Genomic DNA, 19,330 nt, shown 5'->3' on the forward strand with positions numbered 1-19,330 from the left:
CGGTGTAGAAGGTCCCGTCGCTGCATTCGACGATGTAGACAGTCCAGGTCGGCTCCTGTCGTTGATCAGAAAGGATCGCTTTTCCGTTTCGAGATCGCGCACGCTTTTTTTTCAGAGGGCGCTCCTAAACGAAGAGGTCGGGGATCAGCGGGGTTCCGGGCGAGACGGCATAGCGGTCGAAATCGGTGATCCCGGCCGATCGGAGAAGCGCTTCATCGAGAAAGAAGTTTCCGGTGCACTCCCGGCTCGACTTCGTCAGGATGAGATAAGCCGCATCGGCCATGATCTCGGGTGTCCGGCAGCGCTGCAGCGCGACCTCTCCGGCCAAACTGACCATCGCGGCGGTCGCGATGGCGGTTTGCGGCCAGAGGGAATTGACGGCGATCTCCTTTTCCTTGAACGCTTCCGCCATTCCGAGCGTGCAGAGGCTCATTCCGTATTTCGAGAGGGTGTAAGCCAGATGCGGCGCGAACCATTTCGCTTCGAGGTTCAGCGGGGGGGCGATGTTGAGGATGTGGGGATTGGCCGATTCCGTCAAATAGGGAAAGCAGACCTGAGCGCAGAGAAAAGTCCCGCGGACGTTGACCTGATGCATCAGATCGAACCGTTTCATCGACGTTTGAAGGATGCCGGTCAGGCCGAGAGCGCTGGCGTTGTTGATCAGGATATCGATTCCGCCGAATGTCTCGACCCCCTTCTTCACCGCCCCCTGGACCTGATCTTCAAATCGAATGTCGGTCGGGCAGGCGAGCGCCTGGCCTCCGGCGGCGATGATCTCCTCGGCGGCGGTGTAGATCGTGCCGGGGAGGTTCTTCTGAGGGGTGACCGTCTTGGCGACCAGAACGATGTTGGCGCCGTCCCGGGCGGCCCGCAGGCCGATCGCTTTCCCGATCCCCCGGCTCGCGCCGGTGATGAAGAGGGTCTTGCCCTGCAGCGTCGTCATATTCCTCCGTGATGCGGCGGTCTCTCCGGCGGCCGGCTCAAGCAGTTTTACTTCTGTTCAGCAATTCCTCATAGATCTTATAGTGGGTCTCCGCCATCCCGAGCGTCCGATAGGTCTGCTCGGCCCGCTGATTTTCCCGCTCGACGTAGAGACGGAAGCCGCAGACATTCCCCTGTTCCTCCGCCCGGCGCTTCACCTCCGCATAGAGCCGTTTGTAGATTCCTTTCCCCCGTCTTGGTGGAAGGACATAGACGCTCTGAAGCCACCAGAAGAGGCCGTCTCTCCAGTCGCTCCACTCATAGGTGACCATCAGCCCTCCGACGACCTCCCCGTTGATCTCGGCGACGAGATAAAAGCCGTATTGCGGCTGCTTGAGGAGCGCGGCGACGCCGGCCGAGACGGTTTCGATCGGAAGGTCGAGCCCCTCGGTCTCCTTCGCCATCGCCCGGTTGAACGCCACGAGGCGCTCCGTATCTTGCGCAACGGCAGGCCGAATAAACACCACGTCTGTCATCGACCGTCCGTCATCGCTTCTTTTCCTCTTCTTGTTTCTCTTTTTCCAGCTTCAGGGATGCGGAGTTGATGCAGTAGCGCATCCCGGTCGGCCGCGGACCGTCCGGAAAGAGATGGCCGAGGTGAGATTCGCAGGACGCGCACAACACCTCGACCCGGCGCATTCCGTGGCTCTGATCCTCCTCGGTTCTGATCCCCTCCGCCGAGATCGGCTCCCAAAAGCTCGGCCAACCGCTCCCCGACTCATATTTGGTTTTGGAACTAAAGAGCGGATTTCCGCAGGCGACGCAACGGTAGACCCCCGGCTCTTTGCTGTTGTAGTACTCGCCGGTGAAGGCCCGCTCGGTCCTTTTCTTCCGGGTGACCTCATACTGCTCGGGGGTGAGCTCTTTTTTCCATTCTTCTTCGGATTTGGTGACTTTCTTTTTCATAAAAACGACTCCTCATGACGACTTAAAGTCTTGTTGAGCTTGACGAGGGTTTTACCCGATCGTCTCGATGATGTTTTAAAATTGCGCATCGATCTCTTAAGAAACCATCGCTTCATGATAATCCGAAACGGGCAAAGGGTCAATTCGTCTCTTTCCAAAAGGAAGAGCCGCACTCCTTTCCGGTTGAGCCTCTGCAGGAGGGGATCTCCTCGATTCGGGGGGGTTGTATGCCATTCTGTATTCGCACTACAATAAAAATAAGGCTGCAAATACGGCTCAACTCTGTAAGAGGAGACGTATGATTAGGAAAGGGAGGGAATGAAGATGTCATCTGTATCAAGGGGCGTGAAGGCGCTCGGCATTATTTTAATCATTATCGGGATTTGGGGATTTTTCCAGAACCCCATTTTGGGGCTGTTTCTGGTGGATCCCATGCACAATGTGTTTCATTTGCTCACCGGGATTTTGGCGATCGTTTTTGCAGCGAGAGGGGAAGCGCCGGCGAAGCAATATTCGAAGGTGATCGGCGTGGTCTACGGCCTGTTGACGATTGCCGGTTTCTTTATGAGCGGGGTTTATGAGTTAGGATTCATGCGGATGAACGACGCGGACGATTGGCTGCATCTCTTTTTCGGGGTGGCCTTTCTCTATTACGGCTATAGCCGTGTCTACGGCGCCCGTCGTCATGGGATGCGGGAAGCGCCGGTTCGAGGTTAAGCGAAGCGATCTTCCTGGAATGCCAAGCGATTGGGAGGTTTTTACAACAACACTTTCATCTTCCGGCCTCCCGTCACTTCAAAGCGCTGACGCTCATAGAAGTGAACCGTACCGGCGAATTGGGGAAGCGGCGGGGTGCAGACTTCAAGCCGTTTCCATCCCTTCTTTCGGGCATGGTCCATGGCGGTTTTTACCAGCTTTCCGCCGATTCCCTTTGAGCGATGGGCCGGATCGACATAGAGCTCCTGAATGATCCCGAAGGCCCCCTCCGCGTAAAGGGCGTGGCTTTCACAAAGGGCGATGAAGCCGAGCGGCTCATCTGATTCGGAGTCGATCGCCCTATACACCGCGTAGAGTTCCTGTTCCAGGAATCGCCGGCAACGGACGCTCGTCTCCGCCAGGTCGATATTGAACGGCTTCTCGCCGATCGCGTCGATGATCTCGTCGGTCAACCGCTTCACCATCAGCGCGATTTGTTCGGCCTCTTCCGGCGAGGCCTTTTTGATTCGGATCGTCATTTCAGTTTCCGGCCCCAGACCGAAAGGGTTGCGTAATATATCACCCGCAATCAGTCGCTCCTTCAGATGCTCCGCCGACATTTTTATAATCTTCGCCATGCGTGATCCGCCGGGCTGATTCACGTGTATAAGCCAATTCTTTTTTCAAGTCAATCGAATTGCATGAGGGGAGAAAAGGTCATGGGAGGCGGGCCATCTGCTACTGCGGTCCAATCTCGAAAATCCGAACCTCGCCGGGAGTGAGCTGAACATTGCGGAGGGTCCGGCCGTCAAACTCCGGGTAGGTGGAGGAGGCGCCGTCGAGTCCATATTCGGTCGCCGCGGCGCCGCGTTGCCTGACCTGCAAGTTGACCGTCGGGCGGCTGCTCTTATCCCAGACAAAAAGAACCTGCTCTCCACCCGGACGGATAAAGAGATGATGATAAAGCGCCCCGGGCTTTCCCTTCGTGACGGTGACCGTCAGGTCGCCGTCGGCGACCGTGAGCGGTGTTACATCGAGCAGATCGGTTAGAAGGTCGACGGTGTGGAAAGCCAGCTTCTTTTTACGGTCCGAAGTGGTCAGGCCGAGGAAGTAGTTCGGCGCCTCCCCGATAATCGGGCGGTCCGGTTCAAGGTCTTTGATTTCATAGATGCCGATATGCTCAATTTCCGGGACGGCCAGAAAGGTGGCGATCGCACGGGCCCACCAGTTGGCCTGGTCGCGTTCGGTCTTCCCGGCGGTCGTGGCATACCCCGCTTCGTTGATCCAGATCGGCTCGCCCTGGCAGTCGGTCTCCACGGTGTCGGTAAAAGTGCGATACTGCGCATCGATATAGTTTTCCACCGTGACCGTCTCCGGCGTCCAGGTCTCGGGGTAGGCGTGAAGCGGGACGATATCGAAACTGCCGGCATTCTCAAACGTCGTGCAGATCCCCTCGATAAATTCCACGTCGGGAAAGACCAATCCGCCGAGGAGGACCTCGACGCCGGGATTGGCCCCTCGGATGGCGGCGGCCCCCCGCAGGAGGACTTGGTTATACTCCGCGACGGTCCCATCCCACCAGAGCGGGACGTTTTCCTCATTATAAATTTCGAACGAGCGAATGTTCCGGTGCCGCCGCACGGCGCTCGCAAGATGGTAGACGAAGTTGTACCAATCCTCGATCCGCTTCGGCGGATCGTTCCATGCAGCTTCATCGGTTCCCCCTTTTGCGGCCCAAGCCGGGGTGTATCCGATGTAAGGGCGCAGCTCGATTCCAACGCGCCCGGCCAATTCGGCAAAGTCATGCAGCCAGGCGAAGTCATACTTTCCGCGGGCCGGCTCATAATCATCCCACCCGAAGCTTCCGCGCCAGGTGGTCACGTCGAGCTCCTGCATCAGCGCAAAGTCCTCCGCGACTTCGTCTAAATCTTCCCCTTTGTCGTAATCTTCCAGAATACTGAAGGAGACCTGCTTCGTGATGTGGCCGGGGGCGGTTTGAGGGGCCGCGCCTCTGCCGGCGTCGGGAGAAATGGAGCGAATCGCGGGACAACCGACCAAAGAGACGGCAAGGAGAATCAGTCCGATCAACGAGGAAAGGGTCCTCTGGAGCATGGTCGATCTCCCGAAGCAGGTGGAGCGCGCGGAGAAATTTCTTAGGAGCGTCTGTTAGCGGCTTTCTTCTATGATACGGGAAGATGGGTCCATTCAGTCAAGCAGACAAGCGGAAGAGCGTTTTCTCTCGATTGCAAAAAAGGCAGGAAGTCAATTGCCGGCCAACATCGATCGGTTGACCCCCTCCGATGGGTTATACAATAATAGATTAGGTTGATTGATCTTCATTCTCCTTCTCCTTGCACCTTGTCGGTCGGCTTCAGAAAACCTCGTTGGAGCTCCCTTTCCAGCCGTCATTATGGTCAATGTACGATTCTGTTTAATAGGTTTTTTCTATGACCTCTGAAGCGCGCCTCCCCTTTTATGTGAAATCGACCTTCCTCCTGCTGGGGCTTGTTCTCGTTACAGGAATTCTTTATTACGGCGCCGAGGTTTTTGTCCCGCTCGCCTATGCGGCGCTCCTCTCTGTTTTGCTCTATCCGATGAGCTATCGCTTAGAGCGGATTGGAATACCGAGAATTTTAGCGATCACCCTCACCCTGACGGTGGCGCTGATTCTGGTGGCGACCGTCATCGGATTCATCGTCTGGCAGGCCGGCCAGTTTTCACAAGACCTTCCGGTCCTCAAAGAGCGGGTCTTTGAGTATGCCCGCGAATTAAAGGTCTTTCTGAAAGAGAATTTCGGCATCACTTACCAGAAGCAGCTGCAATGGCTGCGGCTGACCACCGCCAGAGTCTTTGAGAATGGAGGGGTCCTCGTCTCGCAGACACTTTTGGCCTTCACAAAATTCAGCTATATCATGGTGTTGGTGCCGATTTATACTTTTTTATTTCTCCTCTACCGGCCGCTCCTCGTGGAATTTTTCTTTCAGCTCTCGTCTCGGGGCCATATTCAACAAGTGAAGGCCGTTTTAGATGAGATCAAGCGGGTGGTCAAAAATTATCTTTTGGGATTGATGATCGAGACGGTCATTGTCGCCGTTCTCAATGTGGGGGTCCTCCTTTATTTGGGAATCGATTATGCCGTCCTCCTGGGGGTAACAGCGGCCATTCTGAATCTCATTCCCTATGTCGGAATTTTTATCGGCAGCGTCTTTCCTACGGTCATCGCGTTTGTGACGGAGGAATCGCTCTGGGCTCCGGTGAGTGTGGTGATTGCATTTGGCATCATCCAATTTTTGGACAATAACATCATCGTTCCCAAAATCGTCGGCTCGTATGTGAGGATCAACTCCATCGCGACAATCATTGCCGTCATTGTGGGAGGACTGCTTTGGGGAATCTCGGGAATGTTTCTCTTCATCCCCCTGGTGGCGATTCTCAAGGTCATTTTCGATCGGGTGGAATCGCTGAAACCGTGGGGAATGCTCTTAGGGGATGGGGTTCCGAAAGAGGCCCGGATTAAAAAGCCAAGGGCCGCCGCTTCCAAAGCCGCTTAGAAGAAGATGGCCGAAAGAAAACAAGTTCCTACCGGGCGATCATTGTTCTGCTTTAGAAGAGGAATAAAGCCTCGGCAGGGTCCGAACGCACCGTAGGAGTTCCCCTCCATCGTCTGCCGAAGCGTCGATCGAACCGCAAAGAGGTTCCCCTTTATCCAGGTCCACGGCGGCATTATTGATCGACATATCCATTCGTCCGAATTCTTCTTAAAGAATGCGTGAATCGCCTCGACCTGCGTGAGATGGGTTACATCATGTGACCGACGGCTTCGATGTTTCCTTCCTTGAAATCGCCCGCCGTCTTCTGATACCTTTGAAAGGTCTATTCGATTTTAAGATGAAGAGCGGGAATATTGGCCGGCGATTTGATACCAGAAGAGGTGAAGCAATTTATCGCGGAGCGGATCGACTCCGTCGAGCTGCTGGAGGTGCTTCTGTTTCTTCGCTCCCACTCCGAGCGGGAATGGCGGGCCGACGAGGTCAGCAAAGAGTTTCGAAGCAGCACCGTTTCCATCTCAAAGCGGCTGGCCGATCTTCACACCCGGGAGCTCCTTTTTCTGAATGAAGGATTTCCCCCGCGCTACCGATACAGCCCTCGCACAAACAAATTGATCGTCGCGGTGGACCGCTTGGCGGAGGCCTATGCGTCGTCGCGGGCCAGGGTGATCGACTTGATCTTCTCCAAGCCGGCCGACAAATTGCGTCATTTCTCCGACGCCTTCAAGTTAAGAAAGGAAGAGGAAGATGATTGAAGGAGCGGTTTATTTTCTCTGCGCACTCACCAGCGTCGCCTGCGCAATCATTCTGCTGCGGAGCTACCAGCGGAACCGAACGGGGATTCTGCTCTGGAGCGCGCTTTGCTTTGTCGGATTGGCTTTAAATAACATCCTTCTTTTCGTCGATTTGCTCTTTCCGCAGGTCCCGCTCCAGCTTTGGCGACTTTTCCCCGCGCTGGTCGGCCTGATGCTGCTGATCTATGGCTTAATTTGGGATCTTGTCTGAGGAGAGATAGATGATCGTATTTATCTCCGGCGCCATTATGATGGCCTGTTGGGTGGCCGGGCTTTTCTTCCTTCGCTTCTGGAAAAAGACGGGAGACCGTCTCTTCGCAATTTTTGCGCTGGCGTTTTGGATGCTTGCCGCAGAACGGATCATTCTCGTCCTGATCAATCAAGAAGACGAGGTTCGCACCTTCGTTTATGTGATCCGCCTCTTTGCATTTGTCCTTATATTATGGGCGATTTTTGATAAGAACCGCGCTCGGGCGCCGGATTGATCTCCGGCGATCTTTCATCGGCGCGATAAGGAAGAGAGAGGATAAAGGTCGATCCTTTTCCGAATTCGCTTTCTACGCCGATCTCCCCTTTTAAAAGATCAACCAGCTGTTTCACGATCGTGAGACCCAAACCGCTCCCTCCAAACTCACGGGTTGCGGTCCCGTCCACCTGATGAAACGCGTTGAAGATTTTCGCAAGGTCTTCCGGTTTGATGCCGATGCCGGTATCTTGTACGCGGATCTCGACCCGTTCTCTTTCAGGCCGATCTTCCATCTCCACCGTGATCCCTCCTTCAGGCGTAAATTTAATCGCATTGGAGAGGAGATTGACCAAAATCTGCTTGATCTTATCCCCATCAGATTGAATGAGGGGAAGCGCCTTCTTTTCATATTGAAGATAAAGGGACTTCTTCTCCAGCAACGATTGGAGCCCGGCTGATATATCTTCGATCAAGGCGGGGATCTCCACCGGCGCGATTTTCAGCGGGGCCTTTCCCGACTCTATTTTCGAGAGATCCAAAAGGTTATTGATCAGCTTGCGGAGGTCGTCTGCGTTTCGGAGGACCCCCTCCAGCGCATATTTTTGATCTTCATTGATCGAACCGTAAATATTCCCCAAGACAAGATGGGAGAAACCGAGAATGGCATTCAGCGGAGTCCTCAGCTCGTGAGAGACATTCGAGACGAACTCCGACTTCACCCGGCTCGCCTCCTGCGCTTCAATCGTTTTTTGCGTCAGCGCCTCCTCCATTCGCTTGCGCTCGGTGATATCCATGCAGACGCCGACCATCCGCTCCGGCTGGCCATTTGCATCGAAAAAGAGCTGCCCCCTCGACTCCAACCAGAGGAGCCTTTGATCCGGAGAGAAGATTCGATACTCGATTTGATATTCGCTCCCGTCCCGCAATGTTCGATTGATCGCGGCCAAGACCCGTTCCAGGTCTTCCGGATGGATGTCTCGTTTAAAGTCCTCAAAACCTCCCCCGAATGTCCCCGGCGGAATTCCGTGAATGGTCTCAAGCGTGCTGTTCCAAGCGATCTTCCCGGTCTGAATGTTCCATTCCCAGGCGCCCATCCGTCCGGCGCTTAATGCGACATTCAGGCGTTCTTCGCTTTGGTGCAACGCTTCTTCTCGCCGCTTGCTCTGAATGGAAAAAGCGACGTGGCCGGCGATGGTCTGCGCGAGCTGCACCTCCTCCTCAAGAAAGGGATGCGCCGTGTTGTAATAAACCATAAATTTCCCCAGCAGCCGCTTTTGATAGACCAAGGGAAAGAATCCGAGCGCTTGGATTCCTTCCCGACGAACAACCTCTCGCAGAGGCGCGTCCAAGGGGGCATGATCGATATCGGGGATACAGACCGGCTGCGGATCGGGGGCGCCGGGCTGCCAGGGGGAATGTCCTTGCACAACCTCGCGGTATTCTTCCGAAAGTCCGCGCCACGCTTTAAAGCGCATGACCTGATCGTCGTCCATCAATAGAATGGCGGCGCGATCGGCCTTCACCGATTGAAGAATCATGTCGAGCGAGGCCTTGTAAATCTCCTCAAGGGCCTCGGCCCGATTGACCTGATCGTTGAGCTGATAGATTTGCCGGAGTCTCTTGTTTTGCTCCCGCTCTTGGTGTCCTGCACGTTTCTTTTCTTCCAGACGGGCGTTTTTCAGCTGAGAGATCATCCAGTCCAATTTATCCGCTTCGGACCGGCCGTCCAGAATCAGGGGGGCTTCATAAAAGAGATTGGGATAAACCGTTTGTCCGATGATGGCGAGCGGGTGGGTGTTCAACGAGGTCTCTACGACCGCCGGGGAGAGGCGGTGCCGGCTGTATTGACAGACAATCCGGCCCGGGAAGCCGGGAACGAAGATTTTATTGATGGTCGCCTCCCAATGTTTTAGCCGCTCCGCGCTGATCGCGGGCCCGAGGGTCCAGGTCATTTCCACCGCAAACCGAATCCCGGCAAATCCCGCCGCAAAGGCCGCATCGATAAATTGACGCACCTGGGCCGCTTTTTTGTCGGAATCGAGCTCTCCCGGCTGGCGCCACTCCTCCCGGGTCCACAGGAGCAGCGTGCCCCGTTTCAATTCATCGCGAACATCGATTCCGCTCCCTTCAAGGGCGAGGGCCACTTCGTCGGTCGTCTGATCATCGGCGATATAAATACACTGCTCTCCGCCCTCCAATCCTTGTTTGATAAAAGGAACCAGCGCCGGCATCTGCTCGGCGGGATCTCTGTCATAAATGAGGCAAAGATGATCTCCCGGCTGTAAGCCCAAGATCTGTTCTGTCAGCTCGTTCATGGACGTTCTCCAAAATAAAAAAAGCCCTCCTTAATTATAAGCAATATGATTTTTTAGATTCAAGGGGGTCGCTGATCGGGTATGGGGCGGCCGGGGGATAAGCCTAGATAATGAAGCGTTATCGGACTGGCTGAATGAACGTTCCTTCGCGAAGCTCGCGGAGCGTCTCTTCGATCTCTTCCTGGGTGTTCATGACGAAGGGGCCGTAGCGGGCGATCGGCTCGTTGAGCGGTTGGCCGGAGACGAGAAGAAATCGGGCGCCGCTTTCCCCCGCGCGGACGGCGAGGAAGTCGCCGTCGTCGAGCACCAACAATCTGGGCGACGACGCGGAAACGCCGTCCGACTCCGCGATCCCGAACGTCCCCGCCCCCTCGAAAAGATAGACGAAGGCGGCATGGCCTTGCGGAACCGACCTGCGAAAAGCGACGTTCGCCGGGAGCGTGATATCAAGATAGGTCGGATCGGCGGCGATATCGGTCACCGCCCCCCGAATGCCGCCGACCTCCCCGGCGATCACCCGGACCATCACCCCGTTTTCTCCCGTCCAGACCGGAATCTTCGCGGCGGAAATGTCTTGATATCGGGGAGCGGTCATCTTGAGCCGGGCCGGAAGATTGACCCAGAGCTGGAACCCGTCCAGCCTCGCGCTCGGCTGCGGCATCTCTTCGTGAAGGATTCCCCTCCCCGACGTCATCCACTGAATGTCCCCCGGCCCGATCGTTCCGGCGTTTCCGAGGGTATCCAGATGCCGGACCGTCCCGGCCAGCATATAGGTGACCGTTTCGATTCCGCGATGGGGATGCATCGGGAATCCCGCCAGATAGTCGTCCGGATTCTCCGATCCGAAGTGGTCGAATAACAAAAACGGATCCAACTCGCTCAGCGTACGGGTGGCGATGCTTCGCTTCAACCGTACCCCGGCCCCTTCCATTACCGGCTGGGGGGTAATGATTGTTTTGACCTTTCGCGCTTGATCCATTTTCTTCCCTCTATTTGTATGTGGGGCCGACGCTAGGAGAAGCCTATTAATTCCGGATCTTCACACCAGATGCGCCATGCCCCACGCCCTACCGACTCTCCACCGTCACCTTCGTGGTGACCGAGTTCGCGATGAAGCAGCCGCGGTGCGCTTGGTCGTGAAGCATCTTTAACTCCTCCGGTGTCGGAGTTTTCGAACCGGAGAAGGTGATCTTCGGCCGGAGGGTAACACGCGTCATGGCGAGCTTTCCCTCGGTATTCTTCTCCAGAATACCGGTGGCATCATCATGATAGGAATCGACCACAAACTGCTTTCGGGCGGCGACCGCGAGGAAGGTCAACATGTGGCAGCTCGACAGTGCCCCGACAAGCGCCTCTTCCGGATTCACATAACTCGGATTCCCTTGATAATCGGGAGCCGCCGATGCCGAGACCCGCACCCCGCCGGGAAAGGTCCAGAGGTGATCGCGGCTGTATGACTCGTAGGTAAATTGCTCGGTTTCCCGTTCCCAGTCAATCGCAACCTGATATTCAGACATATTTTTCCTGTTGCTTCACGACTCGGGCTCCGTTTCGGCCGGTTGCGCGGCCGATTCTTCGGCCCCCGTCTGCTCGGCTGTCTTCTCAAGAAATGTTTTTGCCTCCGCCAGCTCCGTTTGGCGGCCGTTCGCTTCCCCGGCCAGCGCCACCAGCTTCTCATAATAGATCCGGGCCGTTTTGAAGTCTTCCGCGCGCTCCGCGGCGCGGGCGGCGCCGTAGAATCCGTTGAATCGATTGGGGGAGGTCTGAAGCGATTTCTCGAATTCGACCAGCGCCTCTTTCGGCTCGCCCACTTCGAGCAGAAGATCGGCGAGCATCTCCCTCGCCGGAACGATCGGGCCGGGAGTCACCGGATGTTTTTCAAGAGAGTCTTCCAAATCGGCCGCGGTCCGCATGTGCATGACGGCTCGATCATGTTTCCCGTCGGTGTATTCGGTCCAGGCCGCCGCGGCTTGAAGGAGCACTTCGACCTGATCGGCCCAATATTTGTTTTTCGATTCCTCTAAACGGGTCCGGACCGACTTCAAGACCTCCAGCTCTCCGCGCGCTTCGATCAGGCGGTGGCTTCGGGCCGCGCCGACGGCGCGGCTGAAATAGGTGATCGCCTCCGTGTAAGGGTAGCGGCTCGGATGGGCCGTGAGGGCCAGCGCTTCCGACCAACGGCGCCGCTCGATCGCATGGCGCGCCGGGATCGCCGCGATGGCATAAGCGGCGGTGAGGGTCTCCTGGTTCGCCTTGGGGAGGAAGGAGAGGTCGTTCACGATCCCCTTTGCCTGGAGGTCCTGGCCGCTCTGGAGATAAGCGTAGACCATGTAATCCATCGCATGAAGCCGCGGGTCGGGATTCCCCTTCATTTTCGATTTTGCGGCGGCGTCGGAGGCGCGGTTGGAGTCGATCGCCTCCTGCCAAAGCCCGAGACGGATGAAGATGTGAGAGGGCATGTGAAGGGCGTGCGGAACCGACGGGGCGATCTTCGCATAAGCCCGCGCGGCGTTGAGCCCTTCCGAGGCGAGCGCGGGCGAGTCGGTGGCGTGGATTAGATAATGGATCACGCCGGGGTGCTCGGGGGCTTCGGCCAAGATCGGGTTGAGGATCTCGGCGGCCTTTTTCTGGTTCGCATAGGTTTTGTCGGTCGGAGAGGCGGTTCCCAAAAGAGAGAGGGCGTAGAAGATCGCCCCTTCCCGGTCGTCCGGATGTTTTTGGTGAAGCTGCTCCATCGCCTTTTCATAGGCGAGGGCGCGGGCCGCATGGTCGGCCTTATCGGAATCATGGTAAAAAGTTTCGAGGGCGGCCAGATAGTCCCTCTCCCGTTCGTTTTTGCTCCCGAGCTTCTTCGCCCGGGCGGCGAAGGTCCAGCCCCGTTTCAGATCGGCGGCGTTGGGCGCTTCCCAAAGGGGGTGATAGACGCTCATCGCGATCCCCCAATATCCCATGGCGCAGTTGGGATCGGTCTGAATGACCGAAGTAAACGCTTTCTCCGCCTCCTGGTACCAGAAGGAGTGGAGCAGGGCGATCCCCCGGTCGAACGATTTCTGAACCGTCTTTTTACAGGAGATCGGAAAGGCGGCCTGGCCGATCTGCTCCGGCGGCGCGGCCGGCTTTGTCCCCTTTTTTTGAGCGTCGGCGATCGATGCCGAGGAGAGGGTGAGGAGGATCATAAAAACAAAAAGAGAAGAACGTTTGATCATGATCTGATCCTTTACATACAAAGAAGTGAATGGAATGTTGTTCAAAAGACTTTCTTATCGTCCGGTCATTTCTTGACGCCTATCCCGTCACTTCATGGGAGAGGGTCAATCGGGGCGAATTTCGCAAAGTCTGATAGACCACGCAGTAGCGCTCGGTCAATTTCAGCAGGGTCGCGATCTGGTCCGGGGCGGCGTCGGTGTCGAGCTGGAAGCGAAGACGAACCTCAGTAAACCCCACCGGAGTTTGTTTGTCAACCCCCAAGGTCCCACGGAAGTCGAGATCTCCCTCGGCCATGATTTTGCCCGACCGAAGCGGGATCGCAAGCGCCGTGGCGACCGCTTTAAGGGTGACCCCCGCGCATCCGACCAGCGCTTCCAGGAGCATGTCGCCCGAGCAGGCGGCCAGGCCGCTCCCGCCGCTCGCCGGATGAAGACCGGCTTCCACGAGCGCCCGTCCCGTCGACACCTTGCAGGTGACCGACGCTTCTCCGAGAACCCCCTCCGCGGAGAGGGTGACCTTCGCCGCGGCCGGTTCCTCGCGATAACGCGCCTTCAACGGCGCTTGAAGGGCGCGGAGCTCGTCTGCGTTCATTTTTATTCCTAATAAAATAGTAAATCTTCTATGCGTCATTCCCGAATGTCTCATGGGGAATCCAGCGTTTTAGAATTTATGATTTTCTGGATTCTCGCATCCGCGGGAATGACGGCCTAAGGAACAAGCGGTTCTTCCTCCGACCGGATCGGCTCTTTCTTCGGGAGCCGCTTCACCCGCCGCGCCGTCGTGAGGAATCCGGAGTGGGCGACCATCCGGTGATCGGGGCGGACGCTGCGGCCGTCGATGTTCCAGGTGCGCAGCAGCGTCTCGAAGGTCTCGATCTCGGAGAAGGCCGGCTCTTTCCGAAGGGCGCCGACCACCAGTTCCACCTGCGGGACGGTCGGAAGAAATGCCAGGAAGATCCCGCCGGAGCGGAGTTTCGTCACGGCGTGCGGCACCACTTTGTGCGGCTCCGGCAGATCGAGGACGATCCGGTCGACCGCTTCCTCCTCGATCCCCTCGTAAATATCCTGCTGGCGGACCAACAGCCGGTCGGTCGTGATCGCCGACCCCAGATAGGCCTCGATGTTCGCCACCGCCCGCCGGGCGAAATCTTCGCGGATCTCGTAGCTGATGACGCGCCCCTTTTCCCCGACCGCATTCAACATCGTCATCGTCAACGCCCCCGATCCGATTCCCGCCTCCACCACCGTCGCGCCGGGGTGGATGTCGGCCCACATGCAGATGAGCGCCAGGTCTTTCGGATAGAGGATCTGCGCGCCGCGCGGCATATGGAGGGTATACTCTGCCAGGGTCGGCTTGAGCAAAAAGAAGCGGCTTCCGCGCGACAGGGTGATCTCGGTTCCATCCTCCAGGCCGATGATGGCGTCGTGCGGGATGGTCTCCCCGCTGAATTGGAAGAGCGCTCCCGCCTTCAATGTCAGCGGGTAGTGGTCCCCTTTGGCGTTGACGAGGTGAACCCGTTCTCCGGAAGAAAAAAGCCTCATGGGGTCACCCGCTGCATCAACCGGCAGAATCCGCAGACCTCTCCCGGCGTCGGCTGGCCGCACGATTGACAGGGATGAAGATCGACTGTTTTGGGCGCAGCCGGCGCGGCGCGCTGCCTCTGCAGAAAGCCGAGATAGAACTTGTGCTTTGTTCCGGGGGAGGTCTCTTCCAGCCGGTTGAGGACGTCTTTGTAGAGGAGCATCTTCGCCCCCTTCGACATCGGGCACTCATCGACGATGTAATCGATCCGGTTCAGAATCGAATAGGCCGCGACCTCCCGCTCGGCGAGGCGAAAGAGGGGCTTGACCTTTCTCGCCCAGGTTCCCCCTTCGTCGGAGAGGACCGGCGACTGTTTCTCCAAATACTCTTCCTGCCACTGCAATACATTTCCCAATAGACGCGAGGCCTCATCATCCAGATTGTGTCCGGTGGCGACGACGGGGAAACCCCGCTCCATCGCGATCCGGTTGAAGTGGTAGCGCTTCATCGTCCCGCAGGCGGAGCAGGCCGGCCGGGCGGTCTCCTCCGCAATCTCGATCACGCCGAGACCGTAGGCCTCCTTGTAGGGATGGACGATCAGATCCAAGCCGCGTGACGCCGCGAAAGTCTCGACTTTTTTCCGCGAGATTTCCGAATACGCTTCGATCCCCAGATCCAAATGGAGCCCCGCCGTCCTGTAGCCGAGTTTAATGAGGACATCCCAGAGGGCGAGCGAGTCTTTCCCGCCGGAGATTGCGACGAGAATCTGCTCTCCATGATCGAACATTTTCTGTTCGGTAATCGCCCGATCGACCTGGTCGTGGACGTAAAGGTTGAAGCAGCCGCCGCAGAGAGAGGTGTTGTGGCGCTCCATCTTGATGACAGCCGATTTTTGACATTGGCGGCACTTCATCGGATCACTCGCCTCCTCCCGAGATCACGGGGCGGATCTCGACCGTCTGATCGTCGGGGATCACCAAGTCTTCCGTGACCAGCTCATCGCCGCAGATGACAAGGTGCGCCTCTTTGGGGAGGTTGAGCTCCCTTAGAAGCACGGCGACCTGTTTGGGGCCTTTCAGGATAATTTCGCGCGTGGGGTGATAAAGCTTCACTTTCATAGGGGGTATCATAGACAAATTGGACCGGAATTGCAATTTAGGAGGAGAGGAGGCGCTGACCGATATTTGCAGATCGTATCGAGATCGGCTAGAATCATTTTCCAGTTTCATTTCCTTCACTCGGGAACGGTTCCGGCCCGGGAACGGTTGCAGAAAGATAAGGAGTTAAAAATGAAGAGGATCCTCTTTTCCGCTTTTCTGATTTTGTTCATTGTGTTTCTTTCACAGCCGTCGACGGCGGCGGAGCTTTCGGGAAGGGTCTTCAGCAAAGGCTCGCCGGTCGCGAACCTGACCGTGGCCGTGAAGGGGACGGAGACAAAAACGAAGACCGGTCCCAAGGGGGAGTATAAGCTCGATCTCCCTCCGGGAAATCACACCCTGATCATCCGAGGGCAGGAGTTCCCTGTGAAGGTCGAATCCGACAAAACCAGCCACGATATTCAACTCTAAAAAGGATCTCCATGCCTGAGAAAGAAAAGCGGACCGATGCCTGGGCGAAGGTGGAGTCGTTCGCAAAAATCTTGGCCGGCTTCAGCGCCGCCGTCAGCGCCATTCTGATTCCGGTCTTGATCAACTCCTATACGGAAGAGAATCGCCGGGCCGAGATGTTCGTCCGGACCATGACGGAGCGGGAGAAGGCCGACACCGATATCCGGCAATCGATGTTCAAAACGCTCATGGACGGCTACCTCGGCTCCCTCAAAGAAGATTTTGTGAAGGCCGATGAAGATTCCTTTCGAAGGCGAATCATGTTCTTGGAGCTCCTCACGGTCAACTTTCAGGAGTTCTTCAATGCAAAGCCGCTCTTCGAAGAGGTCTATACGGCGTTGGCGCGGAAGCGCGCGGCGGCGCAGACCGAGGCCGAGCGGAAAAAATGGGACGATTTAGAGCGGCAGATTATCCGTGTGTCGATGAACATCGTCTCAAGGCAGGCGAAAATGCTGAACAATATCGGGACGAGCGCGGTCTTCAACATCGAAAAAAACGAGCCGATTTGCGTCAGGCTCTACAACCGGGAAGAGTTTGCGACCCTCCGGAAGCAAGACGGGACCCCGTTTCAAAGTTTTCTGCCGGAGCAATGTATGGAGCCGGGGAGGACTGTGAGCAATGGAGCCAACCTGGCGGATACACTGATCGACCTGGTCGATCTGACCGGCGATACCCGGCGCCAGTCGCTGGAGATCATGCCGGTTTCGGTGAATAAAGCCTACGCCACCATTCAAGTCGGCATCTACGACGATCTCTTTAAAGGGGAGATTCTTCAAGGAAGCCTGCTGAAGGGGAGCCTCCAATTCGATATTTCCTATTTCGATCTCCCCTACATGGACAACACCAAACTCAGCGACGGCAGCCGGTTTGCGTTGGTGCTCCGGGACGTCGTCGGCGATTCGGTCGAAATCGAAGCGATCCGGTTTAGAAATGATTTTATGAGCCTTCGGGACCGGCCCTTCTTTGAAGAGATGCTGCAGAAGTTGGAGAAAGAGGGGAGCTGATCAATTCTTCGGGCCTTCGGGCGGGGGAAGTGTATTGCGGCTCCCCCCGCCCGATCCGCTCAGGACGCGGCGGCGATCAACCGCCGTGCACATCCATCACACGGTTTTGCTCGTCAATTTCCAGGGTGACTTGGGTCCCTTCTCTAATGGAGCCCAATTTTGAAGCGGCCGAGTCTTTGACCAAAAAGCTCTCCGTTCCGCCGTCATTCGATTCAATGATAATCTTCTTGTCGGTCCGGCTGAACATTTTTAACGTTCCCGCGATCGAGCGGTGCCGATGATCTCCTTTGGTGATGATCGATCCTTCCCGGTGAATATCGACGATCTGATTCCCTTCATCCATTTCCAGGAGCACCTTGTCTCCCGGTTTCAACGATCGGACCTCTTCCCGTTTGCCTTCCCGAATGGTGAACGTCCGGGTGGTCCCTTCCTCCGTTTTTACCGAGATTAAATCGCTTTCCACTTTTTCAATCGTCCCGGACACCTCCCGGTGCCCCGACGAAGGTTCATCGTCGGCCATGGCCTGGCCGGCGTAAAACAGCTGGGCAACCATTGCCAAAAACAGAAACCCTTTCAGTAAACCTTTTTTCATTTTTATATCTCCTTATGACCGGGCCGTATCCTACTTCGCCCGGCGGGGCCTCTGCCTCCCTCCGTTCCTCGCCACCTACAATTTTCGCATATTCTTTGCGTGCGAATCCACACCGCGGAATCTGATCGAGACTTCTTAGAGATAATAGGGGGTTGCGGCGGGATAAATGGAGCGCGGAGCTTAATGAGGTTGATCCGATCCGACGTTCGAGGTCCCTTTAGCCGGCCGGTTGGTGCGGGCGATTCAGCAACTTCATCGATAGGAAAATGACATAATGGACGGCCCAGTTCACCCACGCCAGCCAGAAAACCAGGGCAACGCCGAAATCGACGGAGAAACGGATGGAGAGAATATTGATGATCGTGACGCTGATTGCGGCGCTCAGGCCGGCGCCGAAGGCGCTCCCTTGATATTTTAATTTTTCAAGAAGCTTCAGAAAGGCAAAGGTGGCGATCCCGATCACCCAGCCGTAAATCAGCTGAGAGACGAATGCAACGGTCCACGCGCCGCCCGCGCCGAGATTCCTCACGAGGTCGTCCCAGCCGGGAAGCAGCCGAAGCACGATCATGCCGACAGGGAGGGTGACAAGGATGCTTGCAACGGAGCCCTGAAAGACGATGTTTTTATTCATATGGCATTTCCTCACGACCCGGATCAGCGGGGTTCTCTTCTGCGGTCCTACCGTTGCGCGCTGTCCATGAACTTTTCCATAATAATATTGCAGCGGGCGTAGACCGAATGGGGACCTTCTCGAACCGTATTAAATCCGAGTGATTGATAAAGGCGGAGGGCGGGAAGGAGCCGGGTGTTCGACAATACGATCACCCGCTTCGCTCCGAGGGCGAGCGCTTTTCCGAGCGCGGCCAGCGCGAGCGCCCGCCCAAGCCCCTGGCCCCGGTAGGCCGGGGCGACGGCCATGCGGGCCAGTTCGTACTCGTCCGGCGCATGCCGAAAGAGCGCGGCGGTTCCGACGTCGGCCCCCTCGATGATCCCGGTAAAGATATACCCGCCCGCTCTCACGATTGCGCCCGGATCGCGGGCAAGCTGCAGGTCGGCTTCTTCCAGTTGAAAGTGCTCCGAGATCCAGGCTTCGTTCAGCCGGATGAAGTCGTCGAAGTGGTTTGAATTGTTCTCGTGGATCTGCATATGCTGCTGTCTGCTGGACATAGGGGAAACTTCACCTCACGAGAGAGTCTAATCGGTTGGATTTCTTCTAAAATCATCACGCCGTTGATTTTCCAGGCGTTCCCTTCGAGGACCATCAGATACCGCGCAATGACCGTCACCCGGTCTTTTCCGGTTACGTGGACCGTCGCAACCGCTGCCTGAGTGTCGTCGGAGAAGAGGATCTCTCCGAATGAGACGAGGTGGGATTTTGCAATCTGCGGATACCCCGATTTGACCATCTTCTCGAAGCGCTCTTTTGAGAATCGTTGGCGAAGTCCCTCCGAGGCAAAGGTCCGGGCGGTCGCATAGTCGTCCTCGTTGAAGGCTTTCATCTGTTGCCGGATGACCGATTGAATCAGGTCGGTGGGGTCGGCGGCGGCAGAAGGGTGTGCGGGAAAGAGGCTCAGAGAGAAAAGACTCAGGCAGAGGATTTTCCAACATGCGACCCTGCTTCTCGTCCCAAATGAGAACATCGGTTCGCCTCTCTTTGGACCGGGGTGGAAATGACCACGGTCGAATCCGTTGG

24 protein-coding genes are annotated in these 19,330 nt (G+C 56.6%); 7 read left to right on the forward strand and 17 right to left on the reverse strand.

Annotated elements, in window-relative coordinates; translation table 11 throughout:
- Window positions 1–124 precede the first annotated feature (124 nt).
- From MCM46_09750 to msrB, 3 genes are read right to left on the reverse strand one after another with little or no spacing between them, the layout of a single operon-like run.
- Window positions 125–943 (reverse strand): NAD(P)-dependent oxidoreductase, encoded by an 819-nt coding sequence (locus MCM46_09750; protein MCG3112090.1) that lies wholly within the window; start codon window positions 941–943, stop codon window positions 125–127.
- 37 nt (window positions 944–980) lie between these two features.
- Entirely contained in the window at window positions 981–1,457 is a 477-nt protein-coding gene (locus tag MCM46_09755; GenBank protein ID MCG3112091.1) for a GNAT family N-acetyltransferase, read from the reverse strand.
- 10 nt (window positions 1,458–1,467) lie between these two features.
- On the reverse strand, window positions 1,468–1,887 hold the full coding sequence (gene msrB, locus MCM46_09760) for a peptide-methionine (R)-S-oxide reductase MsrB (protein ID MCG3112092.1): 420 nt from the start codon (window positions 1,885–1,887) through the stop codon (window positions 1,468–1,470).
- Window positions 1,888–2,211: 324 nt separating this feature from the next.
- Between msrB and MCM46_09765 the strand changes: the two genes are divergently transcribed.
- On the forward strand, window positions 2,212–2,604 hold the full coding sequence (locus MCM46_09765; protein ID MCG3112093.1) for a DUF4383 domain-containing protein: 393 nt from the start codon (window positions 2,212–2,214) through the stop codon (window positions 2,602–2,604).
- Window positions 2,605–2,645: 41 nt separating this feature from the next.
- On the opposite strand, the gene MCM46_09770 is transcribed toward MCM46_09765, so the two are convergent.
- Complete coding sequence (locus MCM46_09770; protein ID MCG3112094.1) at window positions 2,646–3,221, reverse strand: GNAT family N-acetyltransferase; 576 nt, start codon at window positions 3,219–3,221, stop codon at window positions 2,646–2,648.
- Between the two features lie 100 nt (window positions 3,222–3,321).
- Window positions 3,322–4,695 (reverse strand): beta-galactosidase, encoded by a 1,374-nt coding sequence (locus tag MCM46_09775; protein ID MCG3112095.1) that lies wholly within the window; start codon window positions 4,693–4,695, stop codon window positions 3,322–3,324.
- Window positions 4,696–5,030: 335 nt separating this feature from the next.
- On the opposite strand from MCM46_09775, the gene MCM46_09780 reads away from it, so the two are divergent.
- From MCM46_09780 to MCM46_09795, 4 genes are all read left to right on the forward strand, one after another.
- Window positions 5,031–6,134, forward strand: coding sequence for an AI-2E family transporter (locus tag MCM46_09780; GenBank protein ID MCG3112096.1), 1,104 nt, complete (start codon window positions 5,031–5,033; stop codon window positions 6,132–6,134).
- A gap of 353 nt (window positions 6,135–6,487) precedes the next feature.
- Complete coding sequence (locus MCM46_09785) at window positions 6,488–6,886, forward strand: hypothetical protein (protein MCG3112097.1); 399 nt, start codon at window positions 6,488–6,490, stop codon at window positions 6,884–6,886.
- Entirely contained in the window at window positions 6,879–7,136 is a 258-nt protein-coding gene (locus MCM46_09790; protein MCG3112098.1) for a DUF5985 family protein, read from the forward strand. The genes MCM46_09785 and MCM46_09790 overlap by 8 nt, the downstream gene beginning before the upstream one ends.
- A gap of 10 nt (window positions 7,137–7,146) precedes the next feature.
- Window positions 7,147–7,410: a DUF5985 family protein gene (locus MCM46_09795; GenBank protein ID MCG3112099.1), complete on the forward strand. Its 264-nt coding sequence runs from the start codon at window positions 7,147–7,149 to the stop codon at window positions 7,408–7,410.
- On the opposite strand, the gene MCM46_09800 is transcribed toward MCM46_09795, so the two are convergent.
- The 8 genes from MCM46_09800 to MCM46_09835 all read right to left on the reverse strand — a co-directional run bounded on the left by MCM46_09800 (window position 7,361) and on the right by MCM46_09835 (window position 15,552).
- On the reverse strand, window positions 7,361–9,706 hold the full coding sequence (locus MCM46_09800) for an MEDS domain-containing protein (protein MCG3112100.1): 2,346 nt from the start codon (window positions 9,704–9,706) through the stop codon (window positions 7,361–7,363). The genes MCM46_09795 and MCM46_09800 overlap by 50 nt on opposite strands.
- A 118-nt stretch (window positions 9,707–9,824) precedes the next feature.
- A complete protein-coding gene (locus MCM46_09805; protein MCG3112101.1) occupies window positions 9,825–10,685 on the reverse strand; it encodes a pirin family protein in 861 nt (286 codons plus the stop codon).
- 88 nt (window positions 10,686–10,773) lie between these two features.
- Complete coding sequence (locus MCM46_09810; protein ID MCG3112102.1) at window positions 10,774–11,223, reverse strand: OsmC family protein; 450 nt, start codon at window positions 11,221–11,223, stop codon at window positions 10,774–10,776.
- A gap of 15 nt (window positions 11,224–11,238) precedes the next feature.
- Entirely contained in the window at window positions 11,239–12,912 is a 1,674-nt protein-coding gene (locus MCM46_09815; protein MCG3112103.1) for a hypothetical protein, read from the reverse strand.
- Between the two features lie 79 nt (window positions 12,913–12,991).
- Window positions 12,992–13,504: an OsmC family protein gene (locus MCM46_09820; GenBank protein MCG3112104.1), complete on the reverse strand. Its 513-nt coding sequence runs from the start codon at window positions 13,502–13,504 to the stop codon at window positions 12,992–12,994.
- A gap of 116 nt (window positions 13,505–13,620) precedes the next feature.
- On the reverse strand, window positions 13,621–14,454 hold the full coding sequence (locus tag MCM46_09825) for a tRNA (adenine-N1)-methyltransferase (GenBank protein ID MCG3112105.1): 834 nt from the start codon (window positions 14,452–14,454) through the stop codon (window positions 13,621–13,623).
- Entirely contained in the window at window positions 14,451–15,347 is an 897-nt protein-coding gene (locus tag MCM46_09830; GenBank protein MCG3112106.1) for a TIGR00269 family protein, read from the reverse strand. Before MCM46_09830 ends, MCM46_09825 begins: the two co-directional genes overlap by 4 nt.
- Window positions 15,348–15,351: 4 nt before the next feature.
- Window positions 15,352–15,552: a thiamine biosynthesis protein ThiS gene (locus MCM46_09835; GenBank protein ID MCG3112107.1), complete on the reverse strand. Its 201-nt coding sequence runs from the start codon at window positions 15,550–15,552 to the stop codon at window positions 15,352–15,354.
- 171 nt (window positions 15,553–15,723) lie between these two features.
- Between MCM46_09835 and MCM46_09840 the strand changes: the two genes are divergently transcribed.
- Together MCM46_09840 and MCM46_09845 are read left to right on the forward strand one after the other, a co-directional pair.
- A complete protein-coding gene (locus MCM46_09840) occupies window positions 15,724–16,002 on the forward strand; it encodes a carboxypeptidase-like regulatory domain-containing protein (GenBank protein ID MCG3112108.1) in 279 nt (92 codons plus the stop codon).
- 11 nt (window positions 16,003–16,013) lie between these two features.
- Window positions 16,014–17,045, forward strand: coding sequence for a hypothetical protein (locus tag MCM46_09845; protein MCG3112109.1), 1,032 nt, complete (start codon window positions 16,014–16,016; stop codon window positions 17,043–17,045).
- A 76-nt stretch (window positions 17,046–17,121) separates the two neighbouring features.
- Here MCM46_09845 and MCM46_09850 read toward each other — a convergent pair whose 3' ends face one another.
- The 4 genes from MCM46_09850 to MCM46_09865 form a co-directional block, all read right to left on the reverse strand.
- On the reverse strand, window positions 17,122–17,637 hold the full coding sequence (locus MCM46_09850) for a hypothetical protein (protein ID MCG3112110.1): 516 nt from the start codon (window positions 17,635–17,637) through the stop codon (window positions 17,122–17,124).
- Window positions 17,638–17,854: 217 nt separating this feature from the next.
- Window positions 17,855–18,268, reverse strand: coding sequence for a hypothetical protein (locus MCM46_09855; GenBank protein ID MCG3112111.1), 414 nt, complete (start codon window positions 18,266–18,268; stop codon window positions 17,855–17,857).
- Between the two features lie 47 nt (window positions 18,269–18,315).
- Window positions 18,316–18,783, reverse strand: coding sequence for a GNAT family N-acetyltransferase (locus MCM46_09860; protein ID MCG3112112.1), 468 nt, complete (start codon window positions 18,781–18,783; stop codon window positions 18,316–18,318).
- Complete coding sequence (locus tag MCM46_09865) at window positions 18,732–19,277, reverse strand: DUF4864 domain-containing protein (GenBank protein MCG3112113.1); 546 nt, start codon at window positions 19,275–19,277, stop codon at window positions 18,732–18,734. Before MCM46_09865 ends, MCM46_09860 begins: the two co-directional genes overlap by 52 nt.
- Window positions 19,278–19,330: the final 53 nt, after the last annotated feature.

The organism is Candidatus Manganitrophus morganii, from assembly GCA_021651055.1.
GTDB lineage: Bacteria > Nitrospirota > Nitrospiria > SBBL01 > Manganitrophaceae > Manganitrophus > Manganitrophus morganii.

Excerpts from the sequence above, each read along its gene's own strand:
- MCM46_09810 (MCG3112102.1), bottom strand. The coding sequence starts at position 11,223 with ATGTCTGAATATCAGGTTGCGATTGACTGGGAACGGGAAACCGAGCAA.
- MCM46_09780 (MCG3112096.1), top strand. The coding sequence starts at position 5,031 with ATGACCTCTGAAGCGCGCCTCCCCTTTTATGTGAAATCGACCTTCCTC.
- MCM46_09830 (MCG3112106.1), bottom strand. The coding sequence starts at position 15,347 with ATGAAGTGCCGCCAATGTCAAAAATCGGCTGTCATCAAGATGGAGCGC.
- MCM46_09775 (MCG3112095.1), bottom strand. The coding sequence starts at position 4,695 with ATGCTCCAGAGGACCCTTTCCTCGTTGATCGGACTGATTCTCCTTGCC.
- MCM46_09865 (MCG3112113.1), bottom strand. The coding sequence starts at position 19,277 with ATGTTCTCATTTGGGACGAGAAGCAGGGTCGCATGTTGGAAAATCCTC.
- MCM46_09855 (MCG3112111.1), bottom strand. The coding sequence starts at position 18,268 with ATGAATAAAAACATCGTCTTTCAGGGCTCCGTTGCAAGCATCCTTGTC.
- MCM46_09795 (MCG3112099.1), top strand. The coding sequence starts at position 7,147 with ATGATCGTATTTATCTCCGGCGCCATTATGATGGCCTGTTGGGTGGCC.
- MCM46_09770 (MCG3112094.1), bottom strand. The coding sequence starts at position 3,221 with ATGGCGAAGATTATAAAAATGTCGGCGGAGCATCTGAAGGAGCGACTG.
- MCM46_09750 (MCG3112090.1), bottom strand. The coding sequence starts at position 943 with ATGACGACGCTGCAGGGCAAGACCCTCTTCATCACCGGCGCGAGCCGG.
- MCM46_09790 (MCG3112098.1), top strand. The coding sequence starts at position 6,879 with ATGATTGAAGGAGCGGTTTATTTTCTCTGCGCACTCACCAGCGTCGCC.
- MCM46_09860 (MCG3112112.1), bottom strand. The coding sequence starts at position 18,783 with ATGCAGATCCACGAGAACAATTCAAACCACTTCGACGACTTCATCCGG.
- MCM46_09840 (MCG3112108.1), top strand. The coding sequence starts at position 15,724 with ATGAAGAGGATCCTCTTTTCCGCTTTTCTGATTTTGTTCATTGTGTTT.
- MCM46_09820 (MCG3112104.1), bottom strand. The coding sequence starts at position 13,504 with ATGAACGCAGACGAGCTCCGCGCCCTTCAAGCGCCGTTGAAGGCGCGT.
- MCM46_09845 (MCG3112109.1), top strand. The coding sequence starts at position 16,014 with ATGCCTGAGAAAGAAAAGCGGACCGATGCCTGGGCGAAGGTGGAGTCG.
- MCM46_09805 (MCG3112101.1), bottom strand. The coding sequence starts at position 10,685 with ATGGATCAAGCGCGAAAGGTCAAAACAATCATTACCCCCCAGCCGGTA.
- MCM46_09835 (MCG3112107.1), bottom strand. The coding sequence starts at position 15,552 with ATGAAAGTGAAGCTTTATCACCCCACGCGCGAAATTATCCTGAAAGGC.
- MCM46_09825 (MCG3112105.1), bottom strand. The coding sequence starts at position 14,454 with ATGAGGCTTTTTTCTTCCGGAGAACGGGTTCACCTCGTCAACGCCAAA.
- MCM46_09755 (MCG3112091.1), bottom strand. The coding sequence starts at position 1,457 with ATGACAGACGTGGTGTTTATTCGGCCTGCCGTTGCGCAAGATACGGAG.
- MCM46_09815 (MCG3112103.1), bottom strand. The coding sequence starts at position 12,912 with ATGATCAAACGTTCTTCTCTTTTTGTTTTTATGATCCTCCTCACCCTC.
- msrB (MCG3112092.1), bottom strand. The coding sequence starts at position 1,887 with ATGAAAAAGAAAGTCACCAAATCCGAAGAAGAATGGAAAAAAGAGCTC.
- MCM46_09800 (MCG3112100.1), bottom strand. The coding sequence starts at position 9,706 with ATGAACGAGCTGACAGAACAGATCTTGGGCTTACAGCCGGGAGATCAT.
- MCM46_09765 (MCG3112093.1), top strand. The coding sequence starts at position 2,212 with ATGTCATCTGTATCAAGGGGCGTGAAGGCGCTCGGCATTATTTTAATC.
- MCM46_09850 (MCG3112110.1), bottom strand. The coding sequence starts at position 17,637 with ATGAAAAAAGGTTTACTGAAAGGGTTTCTGTTTTTGGCAATGGTTGCC.